This is a genomic window from Bacillus sp. WP8, assembly GCF_000800825.1.
Classification (GTDB): Bacteria; Bacillota; Bacilli; order Bacillales; family Bacillaceae; genus Bacillus; species Bacillus safensis.
The window spans coordinates 2799047-2815227 of sequence record NZ_CP010075.1; the positions used below are offsets into that span (position 1 = coordinate 2799047).

Sequence of the window (16181 nt, forward strand, 5' to 3'; positions counted from 1 at the left end):
ATTATAAAGAAGCGTTCAGAATGGCTAAAACATCTTCTTTGTTTAGCTTTTTAAATTGACCAAATTCACCGCGTGCCATTGCACGGTCTGCAATTAAATCAATTTTCTCATCGTTGATATCATAATCCGCTAAACGGCTTGGTGCGCCAAGACTTGTCCAGAAAGCTGACAGCTTGTCGATTCCTTCTAAGCCGACTTCTTCATCTGTTTTGCCCGCAGGATCTACATCAAATACACGCACCGCTAATTGTTTAAAACGGCCTGGGTTTTCTTGAATCACATGTTTCATCCAGTTCGGGAACAAGATCGCAAGTCCGCCTGCATGAGGAATATCATAGACAGCAGATACTGCATGCTCAATGTTATGAGATGCCCAGTCACCACGTGCCCCCATTGAAAGCATTCCATTAAGCGCAATTGTACCAGTGAATAAAATCGTTTCACGCAGCTCATAGTTCTCTAGATCGTTGATCAACTTCGGTGCTGTTTCAATGACAGTGCGAAGAAGTCCTTCACACATACGATCTTGATAAGGTGTATTTTCTGTGTGATGGAAATATTGTTCGAACACATGTGACATCATGTCAACCATGCCATAAATCGTATGGTTTTTAGGCACAGTGAATGTGTTGACTGGATCCAGAATAGAGAATTTCGGGAAAACTGCTGGACTTCCCCAGCCATACTTCTCATTTGTTTCCCAGTTTGTGATAACTGATCCAGAGTTCATTTCAGAGCCTGTTGCGGCAAGTGTCAACACAGTACCGAACGGAATAGCTTCCATTGGGACGTGCTTACGTGTCACGATATCCCAAGCATCTCCATCGTACTTCGCACCAGCAGCGATTGCTTTTGTCGCATCAATGACACTGCCGCCGCCAACTGCCAAAATAAAATCAATATCGTTCTCCTTGCAAAGCTCGACCCCTTTTCTTACTGTTGTTAAGCGCGGGTTTGGCTCTACGCCAGCAAGTTCAGTGATGGCAGCTCCTGATTCTTTTAGGATGCTGACAACTTGGTCATAAAGGCCGTTTCGTTTAATACTGCCTCCACCATATACAAGTAATACGTTTTTTCCGTAGTGTTTGAGTTCATCTGAAAGGGCTGATACTTCTCCCTTTCCAAAAATTAATTTCGTTGGGTTCCAATAAGTAAATCGATCCATGTGATCTCCTCCTCGCGCTACATTATGCGCCTCATTCATTCCAAAAGTAAAGTAATTTGCTTTCATCCATTTTCTTACGCATAGTTTGGCTAAAAATCTGCAAAATATAAATGTATTGATGCTGTAGCGAAAGGAGGAATCACGATGAGTGCTATTCAGCGTATTGCCCTCGTGCTCACGATTATCGGTGCTATTAACTGGGGACTAATCGGCTTTTTTCAATTTGACTTAGTAGCAGCGATCTTTGGCGGACAAGGTTCTGCATTATCACGTATTATTTATGGTCTTGTTGGAATTGCAGGTCTTGTCAACCTTGGTCTGTTGTTCAAGCCAAGCGAAGAAGCTGTTCGCCGTGACGAGCCGAATCCAGAAGTTCGTTAAATAAAAAGGCTGCCTACATGAGGCAGCCTAAGGCACCGTTTGAAGCGGTGCTTTTTTATTATTTCTTGATAAGGTCTTTACGGTTTGATTGCTCAATCCACTCTTCAAGTTTATCTTTAAGCGTATTGAAACCTTGTGGTGCAGCAGCTTCTTCTTTCACTTGCTGTGGTCTTTGTTTCTTTGGTTTGCTTTCTTTTCTTTCAGGTGCTTCTTGTGTCGCACGGATAGAAAGGCTGATTTTACCTGCATTTTCATCAACAGAAAGAACTTTTACTTGTACTTCGTCACCAATTGAAAGGTGCTCGTTGATGTCTTTTACAAAGCCATGTGTTACTTCAGAAATATGCACAAGTCCTTGAGTTTCTTCATCTAATGCAACAAACGCACCATACGCTTGTAATCCTGTTACTTTACCAGTGTAAACACTGCCTACTTCAAACTTTGTCGCCATGATAACAACTCCTAAATAAATGTTTTAATATTCGTTTATACGCAATTAAAAACTATATCACAGAACGGGCAGTTACGCAAAATATTTTTTAAATGGGTTTAGATTAGATCAAAAGGGGGAATACCTGAAAACAAGAATGCTTTCTAGTATTCCCCCCTAATTTGTGAGGCATGAGTCCATTTGGATTGATGCCTTTTTTTATTTTAAAATGGCTGATGCTTCTTCCTTCACTTGTCGAGCCTGCAAAAAGCGCTGAATTCTTGAAAGTGATTCCTGAAGATGATCAAGTGATGAAGCATATGAACAGCGAATATGACCCTCACCGCTCGGTCCGAATACATTCCCAGGAACAACAGCGACTTTTTCACTTAGGAGCAGCTCCTCAGCAAATTGTTCTGATGTCATGCCTGTGCTTTTAATCGATGGGAACGCGTAAAACGCTCCGTTTGGCTGATGGCATGTGAGTCCTAGTTCATTCAGGGAGCCGACAAACAAATTACGGCGTCTTCTATAGCTTTTCTTCATTTTCTCTACATCTTCAAGCCCATTTTTTAATGCTTCTTCTGCCGCATATTGTGCCATCGCCGGCGCGCACATCATAGAATATTGATGTATTTTCAGCATGGCATCGCGCAGTACAGGTGGTGCTGCCACATATCCTAAGCGCCAGCCCGTCATGGCAAACCCTTTAGAAAAGCCTGAAATCAAGATCGTTCTTTCTTTCATATCCTGAATAGCCGCCACGCTTGTAAAAGCTTCATCGTATGTCAGCTCTGCATAAATCTCATCCGTAATAATGAGCAGGTCATGCTCTTTCGCAAATTGAGCAATATCTTCAAGCTCTTCCTTTGAATAAACAGACCCCGTTGGATTTGATGGCGAGCAAAGCAAAATGGCTTTTGTCTTCGGCGTCAGCTTTGTGCGAAGATCAGCAGAATCCGCTTTGAAATCTTTTTCAGCGGATGTACTTAAATAGACAGGCACTCCGCCTGCTAGTGTCGTAAGCGCCCCGTATGCTACGAAACAAGGCTCTGGAATGATCACTTCATCTCCGCTGTTTAAAATCGCACGAAAGGCCAAATCAAGTGCCTGGCTTCCGCCAACTGTGATAATGAGTTCTTCTTCTGGACTGTAGTCAATGTGAAACCGCTTATATAAATAGTGGCTCAGTTCTTTTCGCAAAGAGATTAAACCTGCATTCGCCGTATAGGAGGTCAGTCCTTGTTCTAATGACATAATACTTGCTTCTCTGACATTCCAAGCTGTCACAAAATCCGGCTCACCGACACCAAGGGAGATAACCCCTTCCATTGTGGCAGCCAAATCAAAGAATTTCCGAATACCTGACGGCTGAATGCTTTGTACCGTTTCAGATAAATAAGACTTTTTCATTTAAGGAGACACCACGATTCTTTTGTCATCGTCTCCTGTTTCAAACACTTTCCCATCATGTTTATATCTTTTCAAAATAAAGTGGGTAGTTGTTGAAACAACGGAATCAAGTGTCGATAATTTTTCAGATACGAAGCGGGCAATATCAGACATTGATCTTCCGCGGATCACAACGGAAAGATCATAAACACCTGACATGAGATAGACAGACTCCACTTCCTGAAACCGATAAATCCGTTCAGCAATTTCATCAAATCCGACGCCTCTTTTTGGTGTCACTTTTACATCAATCATTGCTGTAACGCCTTCATGGCCATCCACTTTTCGCCAGTCAATCATAGTTGAATAATCAATAATAACTTTTTGATCTTCAAGTTTTTGAATGATGGCTTCGGCTTCTTCTGTTGTCACGCCTGCCATTTTTGCTATTGTATTTAAATCGGCGCGGCTGTTTTCATCTAAAATCTCTAATATTTCAGTTTCTTTTTCTGTTAGTTTCATTTGATTTCACACCTCAGATTATAAAAGCTAGTTTTAAAAAATCTTCTGAACATTATAGCACGTTTTTCCCATTATGCTAAGCAGGGAAAAGATTCTAATGATAGCTTAAAATCCACTTTTTAGGGTACAATACAGTCACCTAACAGAGAGAGTATCAAGTATCGGAGTGAAGAATGTGGACATTGTTCAGCCAGCTTATATGAAAAGTACATTCGGTTTAGACATCTATTACGAGCACTATCCAAATGAGGGCAAGAAGACATTGATCTTAATTCACGGTCTCTTCTCTTCTACCTTCAGCTATCGAAAACTCATTCCGCTTCTAAAGCAGGACTTCAATTTAATTGCGATAGATCTGCCGCCATTTGGACAGTCCGAGAAGTCGAATACGTTTATTTACAGCTATCGCAACATGGGAAAAATTATTATTGAGCTAGCTGGTTATTTACAGATTCAGCATGCGATTCTAGTAGGCCATTCAATGGGAGGACAGATTGCCTTATACGCTGCCACTGAGCGGCCGGACCTATTTGAAAAGGCGGTTCTTTTATGCAGCTCTGGATATTTGAATAAGTCAAAAAGATCACTTGTTTACAGCACATATATTCCTTATTTTTATCTGTATCTAAAAAGAAAGCTTTTAAAGCAGGGCATTATGAAAAATTTAACTGCCGTTGTGCATGATCACTCCATCATTGATCAAGAGATGGTCGACGGATATTTAAAACCGTTTTCAGATGATCAAATCTTTCGGGGAATATTTCGTTTGATTCGGCACCGGGAAGGAGATTTAACCTCGGACGTTTTAAAGAAAATGGAAACACCCGTGCTGCTTATTTGGGGCGAGGAAGATCGAATCGTTCCCATTCAAATAGGCGAAAGACTGCACAAAGATCTGCCGAATTCGACCTTACATGCATTAAAAAAAACCGGGCACCTCATTCCTGAGGAAAATCCGGTCTTTGTGTCTGATCAAATCGGACATTTCAGCCTGTCTTAGCGTGAACAGGAGCTGCTGTCTCGCAAGACAAAAAGCTGATTTGCTATATGCTGACAGCTCTCTATCGGAAGAAGCTGTTCAAATGAGTGATGGTAGATGGCTTGAATCTCTTTTGCTAAAGATAACGGGTCTTCTGCGTCGTATAATGCACTGATGACGTCAGCAGGCTCCGTTTCATAAAAATCCTCTCCATAATGAAAAGGGTCCCATGCCTTAATGAATTGAATCATCTCTTCTACAGCTTGACTATCTTTCATCGGTATCACCGCTTATAATAAATTTTGTGATGTTTATTTTAGCACAACCAAGAATGGTTGAAAAACAGCTAGAGGTGGGTTTCATGAATTTCGACGAACAGATCATACGTAAAGGTTCAAAATCAGTGAAATGGGATCAAGCAGAGTCTTTGTTCCTGACAACAGATGCCCTCCCGATGTGGGTGGCCGATATGGATTTTAAAGCGCCGCAGGTCGTCCTTGATGCATTGAAAGAGCGATTAGGCCATGGTGTATTTGGCTATGCATTTCAAGATCAGGATACGCAGCAGGCAGTAGCTGGATGGCTCAAAAGAAGACACGGATGGACCATTCAGACAGAAGCGGTCACTTTTACACCAGGCATCGTAACGGCACTTAGTTTTGCTGTTCAAGCCTTTACAGCACCGCATGACGAAGTAGTTATACAGTCACCAGTGTATACACCTTTTTATCAAATGATTGAGCGAAATGGACGTACAGTCTCAACCAATCCTTTAAAAATAGAAAACAACCGTTATATGATGGATTTTGATGATTTAGAGAAAAAACTGAGCAGACCACAAGCAAAGCTCATGTTCCTATGTCACCCGCATAATCCGTCTGGAAGAGCGTGGTCAAAAGAGGAATTAAAGCGAGTTGGAGACCTCTGTGTGAAGCATGGAGTCACAGTCGTTTCAGATGAGATTCATTCTGATTTGATGCTTTACGGGAAGCAGCATGTGCCCTTTGCCAGCCTTTCTGACGACATTGCACATATTACAGTAACGTGTATTGCGCCGAGTAAAACCTTTAATCTAGCGGGGCTCCAGGCATCTGCTATTATCATTTCAGATGAAGAAAAAAGAACCCTTTTCACCAATGAATTGCAAAGAAACGGACTGTCCAAACTGAATGCATTTGCGATTCCAGCGATGGAAGCAGCATACCGCCACGGGGATGAGTGGCTTGATGCCCTTGTTCTTTATCTCGAAGGCAATATGAAGATGGCGATGGACTATATTGACGAAAATCTTCCAAATATGCGTTATATGAAACCAGATGCTTCTTATTTATTGTGGCTGGACATTCGGGATTATCAATTCAGTCAAGCGGAATTAAAGCGGAATCTGCTGAAAAAAGGGAAAGTGATCCTAGAGCTTGGCCACGTGTACGGACACGAAGGAGACGGCTTTATTCGGATGAATCTCGGCTGTCCTGCTTCAACAGTCAAAGAAGGACTGAAACGTCTTCATCAAGCGTTCACACCATCAGCTGAATAAGATCTATACGGTAGAAAGAACATCCTAACGGGTGTTCTTTTTAAAGAAAAAAACCCTCCTTTTATCATATCTACTTTGTACATGAAATGATATAATGAGAGGAATTACTATTATTTACGAGGAGAGCATTTAAATGGAAATGTTCAAGGATTTTCTGCTCCATGTATCTTTTATTCTATTTCCAATTTTTTTATATCATGCGCTATGGTTAAGCCGGACCCCTGCTCATTTCCCAAAAACGAATAAACTGCTCATCACAGTATTCGCATCCATCTCTTCAGCACTATGTATTATGTATCCAGTTGGTTCGATTTTAGATTTGCAGACTGGGCTTCAATCTATTCCCCTTGTACTTGCTATTTTATACGGAGGATACATGGCGGGGAGCGTTGCCATCTTGATAAGCATCATTGTCAAATTCGTGATGTATGGCTCTTTCTTATGGATTGGACTCATTGTTGTCCCAATTTACTTTTTCATCCCATTCCTGTTCTACCGAAAATGGCATCAATATTCGAAGCCAAATAAGCTTTTTTATGGAGTGCTTATCGGTTTATCCAAAGGATTCTTTATTTACATTGGACTGCTTGCGGTCAGCTTACTGGAATACAGCCCAGCTTTTATTATGCAGCAAAAGCTCCTTGAGTTATTTTTCTCAACTCTTTACTACATATTCTTTCTTGTGCTCAGTATCTATTGTATTGAATTCGTTAAAGAAAATGCGGAAATGAGAACACAGCTTGTCCAGTCAGAAAAACTGACCATTGTAAGTGAACTTGCTGCAAGTGTCGCCCATGAAGTACGCAATCCGCTGACAGTTGTGAGAGGGTTTATTCAATTGCTCTTTTCGAGTGATCATACGAAAGAGCCGCCTGCCAATAAAGATTATAAAAATCTTGTTCTATCCGAATTAGACCGGGCGCAGGACATTATCACGAGTTATCTTGACATCGCAAAACAAAACTATTATCAAATTGAATCACTCAATCTATCTAAATTACTTGAGGAATGTGCATCACTGATGACATCCTATGCGAATTTTAAATCGGTCACGATTCATCAATCCATTGAACCTGACTTATACATTCAAGGTGACGTAACGAAGATCAAGCAAGTCATGATTAATTTAATCAAAAATGCGATAGAAGCAGCTCCCGAACATGAAGGAAAGGTTGAACTTTTTGCTTCGAAAGAAAATCATAAAATCTGCCTTTATTTCGTTGATAACGGTGTAGGTATGACAGAAAGCCAAATGAAAAAGCTTGGCGAACCGTATTACACCTTGAAAAACAAAGGGACTGGGCTTGGGCTGACAGTGACTTTTTCAATTATTGAAAATCACCATGGTACCATTCGTTTCAAAAGCTCGCTGCAGTCTGGAACAACCGTCACCGTAAAATTTCCTGAAGATACAAGAAGAAAATGATTAATCCATTTTTTTTGTTCTTTTTTCATCTATCCGCTCCTGCTTTTTAGACGCACGCACGATGAGACGAAAACAAATAAACGCAGCAATAAAGAAAATCACCGTGGTGATTGCCGCCGGGATGTACTCCCTTTTATCTTCAGGAAAATATAGTAGAAAAAGTACGATGAATGACATCTCGCCATTCCCCCTTTTGCTCGTTTACTTCACTATATTGGCTAAAAGAAATGAAATACCTTCCTATGAGAAGGAAATGGAGGAATTTCACATGACAGACATTCAAATTGGACAAGTTGTGAAAGGTTTTTATAAAACAGGTGTATACGTTGGGGAAGTGACAGCAGTGAAACCATCGACCTATCTCGTTCAAGTAAAAGCCGTTCTGACACATCCCACTCAAGGCGACCTGCATCATCCGAAAGAAGCAGACGTGCCTTTTTTCCAGGAGAGGCGGGCTTTGGCCTATAGAGAACAGACCAATATCCCTCATCATATGGTGAAACCTTATGATGGCGATATACCTGATTATGAAGAGTCACTGAAAGAAGCTGTAGATAAATTGAAACAAGCACTCCATGCGGATGATTCCAAATGGGCTGAAAAATCAAGAGCGTGCCTATCTTCTCTTGAGAAAGATTATTTTCCAGAAGACGTCCGCTAATCAGCCGAATCAAAAAAATGTGAGAAATCGATCAGCTCACCAATTTTGGTCGTTTGCGGATTTTCCACATAGGCTCTGTCTTTTTCAAAAAGGGTTAACAGCTGATAAGTCGTCATGGCATCATCGAGTGCTTTATGATGCTTACCAGCTCCTTCACTGCCATATTCCTTTGCCGCTTTTCGAAGCCCTGTCAGTGTGCGGTCACCAAAAAAGGTTTTATATTCAAAGGCAAGATCCCTCAGTTTCCCCTTAAAAGGAAAGCTAATATGATTAAGCATACAATTTTGCTTCAATACCTTCATGTCCATGTTGCCCCACGTAATAATCTCACAATTCTCTCCCCCATCAAGTGACACGAGCTTCTCGATAAACAACTCAAATGAAATCCCGCTCTCTACATCCTCCTGCGTAATTCCGAGGAATGATTTACAGCGCTTCGTCAGCTTTGGGAACTTTTTCGGTTTGACGTAGCTGGAGAATGTGTCTATGATCGTTTCATCTGCTGCTTTCACTACTCCAGCTTCAATAATTTCAGGAAAAAAGTTTTGTGGATGATATTTTCCATCAGGCATCGTAAATTCAAAATCGACCACAAGCACCGTCTTCTGTTCCACCAGTTTCACCTCACTTTTTCGTCAGTTTTCATTCTCATACCATTATATTAAGGTGGACCTTGAAATCACTTCATTTTCGTGAAAATAATGCAGATTCACTACGCCCAACCTATTCATCTGATGAAAGATCGTTTATTTTCCTTTATAATTATTAAGGAACACGAAATAAATAAAGAAGGTGGTCTCTATCACAAACAGGAAGAAAAACTTGTACATCATGTGGTTTGTGAACTTTTTTGTATCTGCGAGCATTACAATGATCGTCCCTTTTTTATCACTTTACATAGAATCTCTTGATAGCAGCTATTCAAATGAATTTGTTCAAAGATGGAGCGGCTATGTCTTTGGGGTCACGTTTTTAACGGCCTTCCTGATCTCTCCGATTTGGGGGCGGATTGGCGACCGGCATGGCTATAAAAAGATATTATTAATTAACGGTATTGGCATCGCCACAAGCATTTTATTAATGGGGCTTGTGCACACCGTGTATCAGCTATTCGCATTAAGGCTCTTCATGGGGCTTGTCACAGGCTTTATCTCGACTTCCATGGCACTGATTTCTGCACAGACCGAAAAGGCAACAGCCGGTAAAACCCTTGGAACGATGCAGATGAGTAATGTCGCCGGAGGATTGTTTGGTCCATTAATGGGCGGATTCATGGCAGACAGCGTCGGATTTATTTATACGTTTTTCCTCACAGCGGCTGTCATTTATGTGTCAGCTATTGTGATTATCTTCGGAGTGAAGGAACAGCCGATCCGGTCAAAAGAAGCAAAGCGTGTTTCTTACTCACGGAAGGATGTACTCTTTCACATTTTCAAACAGCCTTTACTTATAGTCACGATGCTTTTAACGTTTATTACACAAGTAGGGAACTTTAGCATTCAGCCGCTTTTGGCTTTATACATTCATGATTTACATGGTCCTGTCAATCTCGCTTTTTATGCGGGGCTTGCATTTTCTGCAACTGGACTTGGCAATTTGCTGTTTACGCGAAAATGGGGAGATCTCGGAGATCGAATTGGTCATGACAAGGTGCTGCTTGCCCTTCTCATCCTCTCCTCTATTTTATTCATCCCGCAAGCGATGGCGGATTCGTACGTGATGTTAGTCATTTTCCGTTTCCTATACGGCATGGCACTTGGCGGCATTATTCCGTGTACGACGGCGTATATTCGGATCAAAGCACCTACTTCTATGCAAGGGGAAGTGCTCGGATACAATGTCAGCTTCCGCTTTCTTGGGAATGTCGTCGGTCCGGTAATCGGCGGCATTGTGGCGAGTCATTACGGGATTCCAGCTGTCTTTTATGTCACTGCCGGCATTTTTCTGTTTGGCGCTTTATTTTTATGGGTGGTCCGCTCGCATGCGAAGACAAAGGAAAGGAGTGTCTGATCATCTTCAGACACTCTTTTTTTCTTTCAGAAAAGCCTTATTCACTAGACTTCACGCCCATTCTTTTCTAAAAATAACCTTCTCGTATTCGCAAAAGAATGGTACGATATGGCTAGAAAATTGAAGAAAGTGAGTGACCTCATGTTTCGTGCAATCATTGGTTGGTTATTACTTGCTGCCCTCATCCCATTATTTGCTCTGACTTTTTATCTATCAAAGGAAGAAGCTGCAAGTGTAAAGCCTGTTAACGAAGTGCTTGATCAAAAAATCAAGCTGGAAAAGATAGATTTTTCCCAAAACAGTTATATGTATGACCGGGATGGTTCTCTCATCTCCGAGATCGTCTCAAACGATGAGAACCGAGTGTTCGTAAAATACGATAAAATTCCTGAACCTGTGAAGGAGCTGTTCCTCCGTTCAGAGGACCGCAACTTTTATGACCATAAAGGCATTGACTTTATGGGGGTAGTTCGTGCCCTTGCTGCAAACGTCAAAAATCATGGCATCAGCCAAGGAGCGAGTACGATCACACAGCAGCTGTCCCGTAACTTATATTTAAGCCATGAACGTTCGTTCAGCCGAAAGTTTACAGAGCTGCTCTATTCCTATGAACTTGAGCGGAAATTCTCGAAAGATGAAATTCTCGAAAGCTATTTAAATACGATTTATTTCAGTAATGGTGTTTACGGTGTCGGTTCTGCGGCTAATTACTATTTTGATAAGCCGCTTAGTTCTTTAACACTCGCACAAATGGCATTTATCTCTGCTATTCCAAACAACCCAACACTGTATGACCCATTAAAACAGTTCAAGCACACAAAGAAACGCCAAGAACGACTGCTTGGTATTTTGAAGAAAGATGGCGTCATCACCAAAAAGCAATACAAAAAAGCCGTCAAAGAAAAAATCAGTCTATCCTTAAGTGAAAAGAAAAACCTTTACCCTGACTATGTGACATATGCCAATGAAGAGTTTACCGATCTTGTGTCTGATCAGGAGGGCTTTACAAAACGATTGAAGAAGGCCAAAACGGCTGAAGCAAAAAAGGCGATTCAAAAAGAATTATCTGAAAAGGTCAGTGCTCTGCTCCAGGATGGCGTGAAGATTTATACGGCGCTTGACCCTTCCTTACAGCAAAGAGCTGTCTATCAGCTCAATGCTCAATTGCCTTACCAAGGGGTCGAAGGCGGATCAGCCGTCATTAATCATGAAACGCATCAAATTGTTGCACTTGCTGGCGGGAAAAACTATAAGAAATTTGATTTCAACTACGCTTATCAAGCGCAAAGACAGCCTGGTTCTGCGATTAAGCCGCTTTTAGACTATGCGCCTTATATTGATCAAACCGGTGCAACGGCTTCAAGCACCATCAGTGCCGGCAAGTTTTGCAGCAGCGGATACTGCCCGCAGAACTATAATCATAAAACGTATGGAACAGTCACACTTGAAACAGCCTTTAAAAATTCTTACAATACCCCTGCGATCCGAATGCTGGATACAGTAGGTGTCAAAAAAGGCTTCAGCTATTTAGAGAAGTTCTCATTCGAGCATATCGTAGCAGATGATTACCGCCTTCCTTCTGCACTTGGCGGATTTACGAAAGGCTTCTCACCGCTAGAAATAACAGATGCGTACACCGTTTTTGGCAACCAAGGAGCCTACACACAAAGTCATTCGATCACAAAAGTGACAGACTTAAACGGCAAGACCCTTTACAAGTGGAAAGAGTCGCCAAAGCAAGTATATTCTCAGCGGACAAATGAAACGATGCGTAAGCTGCTTTCCTCCGTTGTAAAAAGTGGAACAGGGAAAAAAGCGAATTTCAATGCCCCTTATATCGGTGGTAAAACAGGGACATCCAATGACTACAAAGATATTTGGTTTGTGGGACTGACAGATCAGTACACAATGGGTGTCTGGGTCGGAAGAGATAGAGGAACGGTTGAATCGATTTATCGTTCAAGCCCGCACTTACGTATTTGGAAAAATACGATGCAATACGCCAGATAAACAGGAGGTTTGATTGCGATGCATTCAACACATCCATCCCATTTAATTTTATTTGACGGTGTCTGCAACGTGTGCAGCGGCGCTGTTCAATTTGTGATTAAGCGCGATCCGAAAGAACGGATGATGTTCGCTTCATTACAATCAGATACAGGACAGCGTATTTTAAAGGAAAACGGTTTGCCTTTAGAAGAGTTCAATTCATTCATTTATATTGAAAAAGGAACACTTTATACGAAGTCAACAGGCATCTTAAAAGCCGCGCGGCATTTAAAAGGGATCTACAGATGGAGCTTTTTACTCCTGGCCATACCTCGCCCACTCCGTGATTGGTTTTATGAGCTGATTGCAAAAAATCGCTACAAATGGTTTGGTCAAAAAACATCTTGTATGATGCCTACACCCGATATTCAAAAGCGGTTTCTTTCATAAAAAAAGCATCCTCCAATGATAGGAGGATGCTTTCTTTGTCTGCTTACGAAGGCAGACTTGCCATCACACTGTTATAAAGCTTAATAAATAAGTACAAAATACCGATCAAAAATGTCGCCCAAAACAGCAGAATGAACATCATAAATCCAATCAAATTCAGCATATTAAGCGATTGATAAATGCGAACCACAACCCAGATAAAATAGACAAGACTTGCTAATGCAAAAAGTCCGACTAGCAGAATGAGCTGCTGCGTCAACAGAAATGCAAGCAAGCTGGCAAATAAATAAACAACGGATGCAATCCGAATTTTCTTTAAGTTCTCCCCTTCAGGGTCCTTAGCGAAAAAGAGTAACGCCAGCTCTAATACCGTATCTGCAATCAGTTTTAAGGCAGATAAGATCATAAAATAAACAAGTGCAAAAGCGGCAAAAAGAGCAAGACGGATGCCCTGTTCTGAGAAAAATTCCAGCATTCCTTTTAAAATACCTGCTTGAGTCAAGAAATCAGTTGTGATACCTACTGTAAAAATCGAAAAAGCAGAGCTGAATAGTAAGATTGAAATCAGCGGAAAATATCCAGTCAAATATGTATTTTTCATAAATAGTTCCTTTCTCATAAGCTCACATTTATTATGGCTCACTTAAAACGGATTGACAAGATGCTTTCAAAGTAAACTGACAGCAAAATCAAATTTATGATTTTGCACGTACATTCCTTCACAAACTTACATTTTCCCGTTAAAGTATTACTGTTACGAAAAAATCGTGCGTTAGGGGTATACTCGTGAAAAAAACTTTAAGACTGCAAACACGGCTGACGATCTTTGTGTGTATCGTTGTCCTGATCTCCCTTTGTATCACATTCTTTACGATATGGTCGGAAACAGCCAAGAACATTCATCAGCAGGAGCGTGACATTGCTCTGTCTACTGCCAAAATGGTCGCAGAGGCACCGATCACAGCACAATCATTAGAAGATCATTCATATTCAGCATTACGAAAATATACAACAAATGTTCAGCAAATCACCAAAACCGAATTCGTTGTCGTCATGGATATGAAAGGTATCCGCAAAACACACCCGAATCCGCATAAGATTGGGAAACGGTTTGCCGGCGGTGATGAAAAAGCAGCATTACAGGGAAAAGAACATATTAGTACGGCTTCTGGAACACTCGGCAGATCCATGCGTGCTTTTGTTCCTGTTTATGATCAAAATGGTAAGCAGCTCGGGGCTGTAGCCGTAGGGATTACGTTAAAGGAAATTGACTTGATTATTCATCAAAGCTTACTTCCACTCTACTTCGTCACATCACTCAGCCTCCTATCTGGCATCATCGGGGCACTCATTGTGGCAAGAAAAGTGAAGAAGATTATGTTTGGACTTGAGCCGGATGAGATTGCCACATTGCTAAAAGAACGAAGTGCCATGCTAGAATCAACAAAAGAAGGGATTCTTGCCGTCGATCAGCACGGTAAAATCAAGCTGGCCAATGCAGAGGCAAAACGACTCTTTCATAATATGGGCATTATGGTTGATCCTAGAGAACAAGATGTTCAAACTCTCCTCCCTTCAAGCGGCTTAAAACAGGTCATTGAAACACGCAAGCCACTGCTTGATCGTGACGTGAGAATGAATGGACTGGAGCTCGTTTTTAATGAAGTACCAATTACAGTAAATGATGAGATTGTCGGGGCCATCGCCACCTTCCGTGACAAAACAGAAGTCAAACACCTGGCTGAGCAGCTTAGCGGGGTCAAAATGTATGCGAATGCCCTCCGTGCCCAGTCACATGAATTTATGAACAAGCTTCATGTCATTTTAGGTTTGGTCCAGCTCAAAAACTACGATGACCTTGGCACCTACATCAAAGATATTGCCATTTATCAGCAAACGGAAACAAATGAAATCATCAACCATGTGAAAAACTCTGTTTTAGCAGGATTTTTACTAGGAAAACAAAGCTATATCAGGGAACAAGGCGCTTCCTTGGAGGTTATTTGCAGCACACAAGTGCCAAATACAGAGGACCCGGCAGTGACGCATGACCTCATTACCGTGATTGGCAACCTGTTAAATAATGCACTCGATGCGGTTTCACATACTGAGACGAAAAACATCTCGATCTCCTTCAGATACGTTCAGGAGCAGCTTCACATTGAAATCACGGACACAGGTGTTGGTCTCACTAAAGAAGAACAAGACATCATGTTTGATCAAGGCTTTTCAACTAAAGGAGAAGACCGAGGTTTCGGACTCTACTTCGTTGACCAAAGCATCAAGAAATTGAATGGACATATGATTGTCACGAGTGAAAAAGGAGAAGGAACGACCTTTAGTCTTCGCATTCCGTATAAACAAAAGGAGGATTCACATGATTAATGTGTTAATAGTAGAAGATGATCCAATGGTTGGGGAGCTGAACAAACGCTACCTGACCCAAATCGATGGCTTTGAGTTAAAGGGAATTGCCACCTCTTTTCAGCAGGCGCTTGAAGTGTTAAAAACAGAAGTCATTCACCTCGTACTGCTCGATATTTATATGCCAGGTCAAAATGGGCTGGCTTTACTAACAGAAATTCGCCAGCAAAATCATGCCGTTGATGTCATTGTCATTTCGGCTGCAAATGAAGTGGACGTTGTTCAGCAAACGATGCGAAACGGAGCGGTTGATTATTTAATCAAACCTTTTGAGTTCGAACGATTCCAATCAGCACTGGCAGAGTATAAACGGAAACACGCCCTGTATCAATCCATGAACAGCATTTCGCAAAATGATTTAGATGCGAAGCTTTTTCATAAAAAAGCAGAGGCGGAAAAAGTCCTCCTGCCAAAAGGCCTGACCAAAAGCACACTCAAACTCATATGGACAAGCATTCAATCATTTGGTCAGCAGGCTTTCACGACCGAAGACCTAGCCAATCATACAGAAATCTCTCAAGTCTCCATTAGAAAATATTTGAAATTCCTTGAGGACATCGAAGTGGTGGATGTTGAAATGGCTTATGGGACAATTGGACGTCCTGTTTTCCAATATAAACTGAACACGAGCAATATGAATTTGATTCAACAATATCTTTAAACTGTTACATCTGACCTTCACGAAAGGCCAGATGTTTTTTTATGGCATACGATGTAACAAACCCCTTGATATCAGTGGTTCTACTGTAATAGAGCACATCACAAAAGCGGCATTATATCATATTTCGGCAGATAAAAAGACATCAAATAAAGCC

Annotated in this window: 18 protein-coding genes; 10 read left to right on the forward strand and 8 right to left on the reverse strand. The window is 41.4% G+C overall.

Annotation, left to right across the window (positions count from 1 at the left end):
• Position 1: 1 nt before the first annotated feature.
• Positions 2–1165: an iron-containing alcohol dehydrogenase gene (locus QR42_RS14235; protein ID WP_034282535.1), complete on the reverse strand. Its 1164-nt coding sequence runs from the start codon at positions 1163–1165 to the stop codon at positions 2–4.
• Positions 1166–1309: 144 nt separating this feature from the next.
• Here QR42_RS14235 and QR42_RS14240 point away from each other — a divergent pair, with 144 nt between their 5' ends.
• Positions 1310–1546 carry a DUF378 domain-containing protein gene (locus tag QR42_RS14240; protein WP_003212952.1) on the forward strand — a complete coding sequence of 79 codons (237 nt, stop codon included), beginning with the start codon at positions 1310–1312 and terminating at the stop codon, positions 1544–1546.
• A gap of 58 nt (positions 1547–1604) precedes the next feature.
• Here QR42_RS14240 and yugI read toward each other — a convergent pair whose 3' ends face one another.
• The 3 genes from yugI to QR42_RS14255 all read right to left on the reverse strand — a co-directional run bounded on the left by yugI (position 1605) and on the right by QR42_RS14255 (position 3890).
• Positions 1605–1997, reverse strand: a complete 393-nt coding sequence (gene yugI / locus QR42_RS14245) for a S1 domain-containing post-transcriptional regulator GSP13 (RefSeq protein ID WP_008345795.1) — start codon at positions 1995–1997, stop codon at positions 1605–1607.
• Between the two features lie 198 nt (positions 1998–2195).
• Entirely contained in the window at positions 2196–3389 is a 1194-nt protein-coding gene (locus QR42_RS14250) for an aminotransferase (RefSeq protein ID WP_039181074.1), read from the reverse strand.
• Entirely contained in the window at positions 3390–3890 is a 501-nt protein-coding gene (locus tag QR42_RS14255; protein WP_003213765.1) for an Lrp/AsnC family transcriptional regulator, read from the reverse strand.
• Positions 3891–4065: 175 nt separating this feature from the next.
• Here QR42_RS14255 and QR42_RS14260 point away from each other — a divergent pair, with 175 nt between their 5' ends.
• Entirely contained in the window at positions 4066–4890 is an 825-nt protein-coding gene (locus QR42_RS14260) for an alpha/beta fold hydrolase (protein WP_024425926.1), read from the forward strand.
• On the opposite strand, the gene QR42_RS14265 is transcribed toward QR42_RS14260, so the two are convergent.
• Positions 4887–5147: a YugE family protein gene (locus QR42_RS14265; RefSeq protein ID WP_039181076.1), complete on the reverse strand. Its 261-nt coding sequence runs from the start codon at positions 5145–5147 to the stop codon at positions 4887–4889. The genes QR42_RS14260 and QR42_RS14265 overlap by 4 nt on opposite strands.
• A gap of 83 nt (positions 5148–5230) precedes the next feature.
• Between QR42_RS14265 and QR42_RS14270 the strand changes: the two genes are divergently transcribed.
• Together QR42_RS14270 and QR42_RS14275 are read left to right on the forward strand one after the other, a co-directional pair.
• Positions 5231–6406 (forward strand): MalY/PatB family protein, encoded by a 1176-nt coding sequence (locus QR42_RS14270; RefSeq protein WP_039181078.1) that lies wholly within the window; start codon positions 5231–5233, stop codon positions 6404–6406.
• A 133-nt stretch (positions 6407–6539) separates the two neighbouring features.
• Positions 6540–7832: a sensor histidine kinase gene (locus QR42_RS14275; protein ID WP_039181080.1), complete on the forward strand. Its 1293-nt coding sequence runs from the start codon at positions 6540–6542 to the stop codon at positions 7830–7832.
• On the opposite strand, the gene QR42_RS19490 is transcribed toward QR42_RS14275, so the two are convergent.
• A complete protein-coding gene (locus QR42_RS19490) occupies positions 7833–8009 on the reverse strand; it encodes a hypothetical protein (RefSeq protein WP_162860193.1) in 177 nt (58 codons plus the stop codon).
• 91 nt (positions 8010–8100) lie between these two features.
• Here QR42_RS19490 and QR42_RS14280 point away from each other — a divergent pair, with 91 nt between their 5' ends.
• On the forward strand, positions 8101–8493 hold the full coding sequence (locus QR42_RS14280; RefSeq protein WP_039181082.1) for a kinase-associated lipoprotein KapB: 393 nt from the start codon (positions 8101–8103) through the stop codon (positions 8491–8493).
• On the opposite strand, the gene kapD is transcribed toward QR42_RS14280, so the two are convergent.
• Positions 8490–9107, reverse strand: coding sequence for a 3'-5' exonuclease KapD (kapD, locus tag QR42_RS14285; protein ID WP_039181084.1), 618 nt, complete (start codon positions 9105–9107; stop codon positions 8490–8492). The genes QR42_RS14280 and kapD overlap by 4 nt on opposite strands.
• A 217-nt stretch (positions 9108–9324) precedes the next feature.
• Here kapD and QR42_RS14290 point away from each other — a divergent pair, with 217 nt between their 5' ends.
• From QR42_RS14290 to QR42_RS14300, 3 genes are all read left to right on the forward strand, one after another.
• Positions 9325–10503: an MFS transporter gene (locus QR42_RS14290; RefSeq protein ID WP_313902631.1), complete on the forward strand. Its 1179-nt coding sequence runs from the start codon at positions 9325–9327 to the stop codon at positions 10501–10503.
• Positions 10504–10611: 108 nt separating this feature from the next.
• On the forward strand, positions 10612–12513 hold the full coding sequence (locus QR42_RS14295; RefSeq protein WP_047203301.1) for a transglycosylase domain-containing protein: 1902 nt from the start codon (positions 10612–10614) through the stop codon (positions 12511–12513).
• Positions 12514–12531: 18 nt separating this feature from the next.
• Positions 12532–12942, forward strand: a complete 411-nt coding sequence (locus QR42_RS14300) for a thiol-disulfide oxidoreductase DCC family protein (protein ID WP_039181086.1) — start codon at positions 12532–12534, stop codon at positions 12940–12942.
• A 43-nt stretch (positions 12943–12985) separates the two neighbouring features.
• On the opposite strand, the gene QR42_RS14305 is transcribed toward QR42_RS14300, so the two are convergent.
• Positions 12986–13543, reverse strand: a complete 558-nt coding sequence (locus tag QR42_RS14305; protein ID WP_039181089.1) for a YufK family protein — start codon at positions 13541–13543, stop codon at positions 12986–12988.
• 185 nt (positions 13544–13728) lie between these two features.
• Here QR42_RS14305 and malK point away from each other — a divergent pair, with 185 nt between their 5' ends.
• Positions 13729–15327, forward strand: coding sequence for a malate sensor histidine kinase MalK (gene malK, locus QR42_RS14310; RefSeq protein ID WP_039181093.1), 1599 nt, complete (start codon positions 13729–13731; stop codon positions 15325–15327).
• Complete coding sequence (locus QR42_RS14315; protein ID WP_024423307.1) at positions 15320–16027, forward strand: response regulator; 708 nt, start codon at positions 15320–15322, stop codon at positions 16025–16027. The genes malK and QR42_RS14315 overlap by 8 nt, the downstream gene beginning before the upstream one ends.
• The last annotated feature ends 154 nt before the right edge of the window (positions 16028–16181 follow it).

Coding starts and splice junctions, on each gene's coding strand:
- yugI (WP_008345795.1), bottom strand. CDS start 1,997: ATGGCGACAAAGTTTGAAGTAGGCAGTGTTTACACTGGTAAAGTAACA.
- QR42_RS14255 (WP_003213765.1), bottom strand. CDS start 3,890: ATGAAACTAACAGAAAAAGAAACTGAAATATTAGAGATTTTAGATGAA.
- QR42_RS14250 (WP_039181074.1), bottom strand. CDS start 3,389: ATGAAAAAGTCTTATTTATCTGAAACGGTACAAAGCATTCAGCCGTCA.
- QR42_RS14295 (WP_047203301.1), top strand. CDS start 10,612: ATGGCTAGAAAATTGAAGAAAGTGAGTGACCTCATGTTTCGTGCAATC.
- QR42_RS14240 (WP_003212952.1), top strand. CDS start 1,310: ATGAGTGCTATTCAGCGTATTGCCCTCGTGCTCACGATTATCGGTGCT.
- QR42_RS14270 (WP_039181078.1), top strand. CDS start 5,231: ATGAATTTCGACGAACAGATCATACGTAAAGGTTCAAAATCAGTGAAA.
- QR42_RS14300 (WP_039181086.1), top strand. CDS start 12,532: ATGCATTCAACACATCCATCCCATTTAATTTTATTTGACGGTGTCTGC.
- QR42_RS14265 (WP_039181076.1), bottom strand. CDS start 5,147: ATGAAAGATAGTCAAGCTGTAGAAGAGATGATTCAATTCATTAAGGCA.
- QR42_RS14315 (WP_024423307.1), top strand. CDS start 15,320: ATGATTAATGTGTTAATAGTAGAAGATGATCCAATGGTTGGGGAGCTG.
- QR42_RS14280 (WP_039181082.1), top strand. CDS start 8,101: ATGACAGACATTCAAATTGGACAAGTTGTGAAAGGTTTTTATAAAACA.
- QR42_RS14275 (WP_039181080.1), top strand. CDS start 6,540: ATGGAAATGTTCAAGGATTTTCTGCTCCATGTATCTTTTATTCTATTT.
- QR42_RS14305 (WP_039181089.1), bottom strand. CDS start 13,543: ATGAAAAATACATATTTGACTGGATATTTTCCGCTGATTTCAATCTTA.
- QR42_RS14290 (WP_313902631.1), top strand. CDS start 9,325: ATGTGGTTTGTGAACTTTTTTGTATCTGCGAGCATTACAATGATCGTC.
- QR42_RS14235 (WP_034282535.1), bottom strand. CDS start 1,165: ATGGATCGATTTACTTATTGGAACCCAACGAAATTAATTTTTGGAAAG.
- QR42_RS19490 (WP_162860193.1), bottom strand. CDS start 8,009: ATGTCATTCATCGTACTTTTTCTACTATATTTTCCTGAAGATAAAAGG.